This is a genomic window from Saccharomonospora iraqiensis subsp. paurometabolica YIM 90007, from assembly GCF_000231035.2.
Classification (GTDB): domain Bacteria; phylum Actinomycetota; class Actinomycetes; order Mycobacteriales; family Pseudonocardiaceae; genus Saccharomonospora; species Saccharomonospora paurometabolica.
The window spans coordinates 156,012-156,391 of sequence record NZ_KI912238.1; the positions used below are offsets into that span (position 1 = coordinate 156,012).

Genomic DNA, 380 nt, shown 5'->3' on the forward strand with positions numbered 1-380 from the left:
CCCCGCTGCCGCCCGCCCGCTGCCGTCCCCGGCACCGTCCCGGTCCCCGGGTCACGCGACGGCACGCGCCGGGACCGGGTCGGCCAGCACGGGCTGGCCGGAGGGGTTCAGCCGGACCAGTTGGCTGCGCCGCCAGGCGGCGTCGTCCCGGTCCGGCGCATCGGTGCGCACGTGACATCCGCGGCTCTCGGTCCGGCTCCCGGCCGCCACGAGCAGGGCACGGGCGAGGAGGGTGAGGGCGGCGTCCTCCACGTCCGCGACCGTGGTCAGCGGCCGGTCGGCCACCGAGAGGTCGAGCACGGAACCCGCGACGGCCAGCCCCTCCGCGTCCCGGCCGACCGCGGCGTAACGGCTCATCAGCCGCTGCACCGACGCCCGGT

Annotated in this window: 1 pseudogene; it reads right to left on the bottom strand. The window is 78.7% G+C overall.

Features of this window, described 5'->3' with window-relative positions:
• Nucleotides 1–51 precede the first annotated feature (51 nt).
• Nucleotides 52–380 (bottom strand): annotated as a pseudogene (locus tag SACPADRAFT_RS27465) (L-aspartate oxidase); the annotation flags it as partial.